A 6593-nucleotide genomic window follows, 5' to 3' on the forward strand; every position below is an offset into this window, starting at 1 on the left:
CCTGTGTGTTGACGCTGCCTGGCACCTTCAATTCCCGCAAACCGTCAGTAAATGTACCAAGATAAGTGCGTGTGACATCACCGAACACTTTACCTCGGGCGATCCTTACTAGTGCATCGTTAACACCATGTACATAAAAGAATTCAAGATTTTCTGCATTTGTGAGCTCGAAAGCTACATACCTGCCATCCGAGGAATATGCGTATTCTTGAAATAGCCCGTTAGCATCTATGTAGCTGGCGAACAAATTACCGTCCGAGTTGACAAAATCGGCGAATGTTGCTGTTGCCCCGGGGAACTCAAGGCTTGTGTCTCCTGTAAATCCACGCTGAACACCATCAGCATCTATCCAATTACCCGTTAATACTCCCGTTGCGTCAGAAATACCGTATATCTCTGTTTGCACAGCGTCGGGGAAATTGTATTGCCGCAACTCCCCATTCTCCAAGATAACACCGTGGTGCAAACCCTCGCTATCTTCGTAGTAGCCCGCAGCGCGCCCATCATTACCAAGCGCATAGAAATATGTGTTTTGGGCACCAGGGAAATCGTAGGTCATAAAAACGCCATCGGTGAGGGTAAAGGCGACCATTTTTTCGCCATCGGCACTTCTCGTGTAGCCGGCATAATCCTCAAAATCGGAACTTGCTGTCAACGACAGAAAATCTACACCCGGAACATCAATCGTTTCAAAGGTATAGTTCTCACTGGCGGATCCGATAGCGGGGCCATCGCCGACTTGTGCAGTGGCACTAATTAGGAAAAAGGAATTGAGACATAAGAACAACGTGAAAGTGTAAAACAAAAAACTATTTTTAATTTGTGTATACATAACGAAAATCTCCTGAACGCTAACTATTATTATCCATTTCATGAAAGATGATAAAGAATTTAGCAAAAAATGTCAAATAAAACCAGTAAAATTTGATTCTGATAACAAAACATATCAGAAATTCGCGTCCTCAAAAACATTTGATATTAAAAATAGAATATGGTACACTTATAGCTAGTAGTCCCTATGCACAGCCTAATAAGCTATGCTAAAAGCATAAACAAAAGGACGCAGTCAATGAAAACGATACTTCTGCTCTCAGTACTTTTTTGCGCCATCACGTTCCCCGCGCTTGGCGAACTCACAGATGCAGATATAGACAAAATCCGCTTGATCGTCAATGAGTCCGAAAAACGGCTGAAACAGGAAATTCAGACAGAAATCGCAAACTCAGAGCAGCGCCTCAAAGAATATGTAGACCTCAAAATCGAGGGCGTTAACAAGCAATTTGCAAGTATTGATACTCGATTTACAAGTATTGATACTCGATTTACAAGTATTGACAAGCAATTTGTGAGCGTGAACAAACGCATCGATCACGTAACAAACGTTGTATATGCGTTAATAGCCCTTATTGTTGCAGCGATAGCGATTCCACAGATCCTTATGGCATGGCGAAGCGGAAGGGATCGCACTCTCGAAAGACAAATAGAGGGGCTCGCACGGGAAATAGAAACGTTGAAGCAACAACAGATGGGACAACCGTGAGACAATCGCTCCCTGTCCCTTCAACACAAGTTGAAACAAACTAAAGCCTATTCCCCGCCCATAGCGCGCCTCGGCAGATAACCGTCTGGAAACTCGGATTCTCCAGCACCGCCATGTCGTGCCCCAGCGCAAAATAGAAAACCCGTCCCTCGCCGTATGTATGGTGAAACGCCATGACATGCGTCTCATCTTTCGTCTCGTCATAAGCGTGCATCAGATGATGCGACGCAGCAGGATTGTGCTTGAGATAGTACAGTTCGTCCGTCACCGCAAAATCGCCTAATCCTTCGGTAATCGGGTGTTTATTATCACTCACATTAACCGTGAAATCCATATACGGGCTGTGTCCGTCGAAAAAACCATTCAGCATACCGTGGTAGCCTTCAGATTCCCTAAAAGAGGCAGCCGCAGTGTGCAGCCCGAAAAAGCCGCCACCCGTTCGGATATAGTCGAGCAAACCCGTTTCTTGTGCCGCGGTGAGCTCCCCGACATCCGTGTAAAAAAGCACGGTGTCGTATCCACTAAGCCCGTCAGCAAGCACATCGTAATCTTGCGAGAAATCCGCTGCAATATTGTCAGTCCCGTTGAGCATTGAGGTCAAGAACTGACCGTTCCCCGCATGGTCGTGATAAATACCTTCCGTTCCGACAAATATGAGCAATTTGAGTTTTTCCATTTTGGCGTAGCTTGCAAGCCAAAACTTGCTATACAAACTTCCTCCTCTAATCATTCGGTGTCACGAGCACTTTAACAGACCCGTGTTCATCACGTCCCGCAGCGACAGCAAATGCCTCGTTAATATCGTCCAAGTTAAACCTGTGTGTAACCAACGGATTCGGATCGAGTTTACCAGCGGCGAGTAGGTCGATAGCAACTTGAAACTCCGTCTTTCCCCCACGTCTGCCGTAACAAAACGACCAGACGACTGTGAGTTCGCGACTCCGAGCGAATCGCTCTGTGAAGGTGAGTGGCGTGCGATGCCCACCGACCATACAGACCGTACCGCGTTTTGACGCGATCTCCGTCGCCTGCTCCAGCGTGTTCGCCGTGCCACCGACGGCTTCAAAAACAATATCCGCGCCTCTGCCATCGCTCCAGTCCATAATCGCTTCGACGGCATCCGTCTTATCCACATTGATAGGAACGGCACCCACAGCCTCGTGAGCAATCTGTATCGGTCCATCCGGTTTTCCGAGCATCGCAATAGAGGTCGCTCCCGCGACATCTGCCACCTGAGCAATCGTCAATCCGACAGGACCGCTCCCGATAATGGCAACGCGATCCCCCGGTGACACCATCGCTCTGTTGACGGCATGAACCGCTACAGCGTAGACCTCTGCCAGTGCACCCCCTTCAGCGGAGACGCTTTCTGGTAGAGAGTAGACATTGGGTGTCCTTGCGACCATAAATTCCGCAAAACCGCCACCGCCATGCCGCAAATTCACACAGATGTTATAATTACCCGTGTAGCACTCCGGGCAATCATTACACGGGGTAATGGGTTCAACTGCCACGCGCGTCCCTTTGTCATAGACTGTAACACTCCTACCTATAGCAATAATTTCTCCCATCAACTCGTGTCCGCCGATACGGGGGGACAGCGGTTGCTCCGGTTGATGGTGGTATCCGTGTAGATCGCTGCCACAGATTCCTGCTGCCTCTACCTGCACCAGAACCTGTCCTTCTTCAGGGGTTGGGTCTGGTACGGTTTCAACTCTAATGTCTTTTCCGCCGTAAAATTGTGCTGCTTTCACGATAGCCTCCTGAAAAGTAAGTCGTCTGCTTGAAACATAACATAGCATATTAATCGTGTCAATCGGTTTCTGCTATAGCCCAGATAGGGCTATTCAGTTTTCCATATTTTCAGCGATTTTTGACCCCAGGCCCGGTAGGTGCGGTTTCCCAACCGCACCGGATTAGCCAAAAGAGATGTGAAATCCAAGAATTTCTTAAAACTAAATGACCCTATAGCCCAGATAAAAGACCTTGCACAGAAGACCCAGAAAGCGTATAATGCAGAACATGAATTTTCAAACACATTTTGACCGTTACCTACAAAGGATACGCCGCACACAAGAGAGTACAGCGGCAACGCCAGAACTTTCGCTATTCCCACATCTCCAAGCCTTTCTTGAGGAACTCTCCGTTGACCATTTTGATAGAAACACTGTCCGGTTCGTCCAAGAACCGAGACGATTAGATCAGATTGGCAGACCAGACTTTGTTGCGATGGATGGCTTGCTGCCCATCGGTTATATTGAAGCAGAAGCGTACGGCAGAGACCTGAACAACCTCACGGGACACGCCAGAGAACAGAACGCACGTTTTACCGAAAACCTGGATAACTTTATCCTGACGAATTTCGTGGATTTCCAGTTATGGACAGAGGGTCGGTTGCGTGCGGCGGCGAGCATAGCAGATAGCACTGAAAATTTCGAGACGTTATTGGAACGGTTTCTGAATGCTGAACCTATCCAGATTGCTACGCCAGAGGCACTTGCGGGATACCTCGCCAGACGGACGCGGGAGTTACAGACGCAGGTCGCAACCACGCTTACCGATGAAAGCAGCGACATCTATAGAATGTTCTCGGCGTTCAAGGAACTCCTTCTGTCTACATTGACTCCTGGCGATTTCGCGGATATGTATGCACAGACCCTCGCTTATGGGTTATTTGCGGCGCGATGCACACTCCCAAATGCGACAAACTTCTCACGACACACCGCTGTGGATGCGCTGCCGAGGTCAAACCCGTTTCTCATTCAACTCTTTCATCATATCGCCTCCCCGAGGCTTGAGGCAAACGTTACTTATATTCTGGACGAGATTGCAGTACTCCTCCGAAACGTCCCGACGGAGATGCTCCGCACGGCGTTTGCTGCGGGGAATCATCTCGAAGATCCAGTTATCCACTTCTACGAGACCTTCCTCGCGGAATACGATCCACAGCGGCGCGTGGATCGGGGTGTCTACTACACACCGCCACAGGTTATCTCCTATATCGTTAGGTCTGTAGACAGTCTGTTGAAAACGGAGTTGGAAAGACCCGACGGTCTTGCCGATGACAGAACGCTCATCCTTGACCCGGCGACGGGGACGGGCGGTTTTCTGTTGACGGTGTTGGAGCATATTCAAGCGTCGGTGACGCAAACTTACGGCGCGGCGGAGTGGGGGCAGTATGTCAACGCTGAACTGGTCAAACGGATTTTCGGGTTTGAATTGCTCGTCGCGCCGTATACCATCGCGCATCTGAAGTTAGGACTGTTTTTACAAGCGCAAGGGTGGCGTGCAGATGAACGCCTCCGTATCTACCTCACCAATACCTTAGAGCAACCCGCAGAGATGCAGCCCCCGTTACCCTTTGCGGAGTTTATCACTGACGAGGCGAACGCGGCGTTATCGGTGAAACGAGATGCACCGCTGCTCGTTATTCTTGGCAATCCGCCGTATCCGCAGGATTCTGCCAATCCGAGTCGTGAAGGACGGAGGTTAACTTTTATTGGAGAACTCATTGAAGACTACAAGCCATTAAATGGACAACTGTTGGGAATATGGGACCAAAAAAAATTACTCCAAGCTGATTATGTGAAATTTGTCCGTTGGGCACAGTGGCGTATTGATAAAAACGGAGAAGGTGTTATTGGTTATATTGTCAACAACAGTTTTCTTGAGGGAGAAACTTTCCGAAGAATGAGACAGTCCTTGATGAAGAGTTTCAACACCATCTACTGTCTCAATTTGCACGGCAGCGGCAGAATCGAAGAAATTGTTCCTGAACAAAAAACAGATGAAAATGTTTTTGATATCATACAGGGAGTTTCCATCCTGTTATGCATCAAGCAAAGCGATAATTCCACACCAGCGAAAGTCTACTACGCGGATCTATGGGGACCTCGAGAAGACAAATACAACACCCTTTCAGAAACTGATATTTTAACAACAACATGGTCTGAGCTGCCGTCAATGCCACCTTTTTACCACTTTGTGCCGCGAGTAACGGAACATAGCGAAGATTATGAATCAGGAATAGTAATTTCCGACATCTTTGCCAAGAGTTCCACCGGCATTTTTACCGCGCGGGATAAATTAACGATTCATCAGACTGTTGAAGAGTTACGCGAAACTGTAACGGATTTTGTTTCCATTTCCGAAGACGAGGCACGGGAGAAATACAAATTATCAAGGGATACCCAAGATTGGAAAGTCCATCTCGCCCAAGCAGATCTTCGTAATCACCCAGATTTTGAACAGCATATTGAACCGATAAACTACCGCCCGTTTGACACGCGTTGGACCTATTACACGGGACAATCACGCGGATTTCATTGTGCCCCTCGTCCAGCGGCTATGCACCACCTACTTGCAGAAAATCTCGCCCTCTGTGTTCATCGTGGTATTAGGAGTCCTGTATGGCAACATGCTTTGGTGACTAATAAAATTAGCGAAAAAAGTTATATCTCAAACAGAAGTGAACCTACCGCGCAGGTCTTTCCGCTTTATCTGTATCCAGACCCAGAGGAATTGGGAATCTCAACGGAACGTTCGCTCAATTTCAAGCCTGCTTTTCTGATTGAACTTTCGGAGGCATTGGAACTTCCACAGGTTGAGCCTTTTAACCTCCCAGAAGGTGTTTCGCCAGAGGAGATTCTCGCCTACATCTATGCGGTTCTCTACAGTCCGATCTATCGCAAACGGTATTACGATTTCCTGAAATACGGGTTCCCGCGTATCCCGTTACCGCAGGATATTGAGCAGTTCCTTACGCTCGCAGCGTTGGGACAACAATTAATTGATTGGCATTTATTGAAAGATGTATCAGTTCCGCCGCGCCATCGGTTTGAGGGTGAAGGGGATGGGGTTGTCGGGCGCGTGCGTTATGTGGACGAGAAAATTTGGATCAATACGTCTCAGTATGTCACGGATGTGCCACCGGAAGTCTGGGCATACGAGATTGGATCGTATCGGGTGTGTGAGAAGTGGTTGCGGGATCGACGCGGTGCGGTCGTAGAGCAGCTGCGCGGCGCGCGCCGCCATCGCGGGGATCGGGTCGTCG

The 6593-nt window shown here is 48.5% G+C and carries 5 protein-coding genes; 2 read left to right on the forward strand and 3 right to left on the reverse strand.

The features are described 5' to 3' along the window. The coding region (locus tag OXH39_24635; GenBank protein MCY3553654.1) for a hypothetical protein at positions 1–832 on the reverse strand (832 nt) is incomplete at its 3' end. Between the two features lie 237 nt (positions 833–1069). Here OXH39_24635 and OXH39_24640 point away from each other — a divergent pair. Beyond that, positions 1070–1540 (forward strand): hypothetical protein, encoded by a 471-nt coding sequence (locus OXH39_24640; GenBank protein ID MCY3553655.1) that lies wholly within the window; start codon positions 1070–1072, stop codon positions 1538–1540. Positions 1541–1580: 40 nt separating this feature from the next. Here the strand turns inward: OXH39_24640 and OXH39_24645 are convergent, their stop codons facing one another. Both OXH39_24645 and OXH39_24650 read right to left on the reverse strand, forming a co-directional pair. Further along, positions 1581–2252, reverse strand: a complete 672-nt coding sequence (locus OXH39_24645) for a ThuA domain-containing protein (GenBank protein ID MCY3553656.1) — start codon at positions 2250–2252, stop codon at positions 1581–1583. A gap of 10 nt (positions 2253–2262) precedes the next feature. Next, on the reverse strand, positions 2263–3294 hold the full coding sequence (locus OXH39_24650; GenBank protein MCY3553657.1) for an alcohol dehydrogenase catalytic domain-containing protein: 1032 nt from the start codon (positions 3292–3294) through the stop codon (positions 2263–2265). 259 nt (positions 3295–3553) lie between these two features. Between OXH39_24650 and OXH39_24655 the strand changes: the two genes are divergently transcribed. Beyond that, on the forward strand, positions 3554–6593 hold a 3040-nt coding region (locus OXH39_24655; GenBank protein ID MCY3553658.1), incomplete at its 3' end, for an N-6 DNA methylase.

Source organism: Candidatus Poribacteria bacterium (assembly GCA_026702755.1).
Lineage (GTDB): Bacteria > Poribacteria > WGA-4E > WGA-4E > WGA-3G > WGA-3G.

What these genes read in the sequence shown, in the direction of transcription:
- OXH39_24640 (MCY3553655.1), top strand. Translation starts at nt 1,070, where the DNA reads ATGAAAACGATACTTCTGCTCTCAGTACTTTTTTGCGCCATCACGTTC.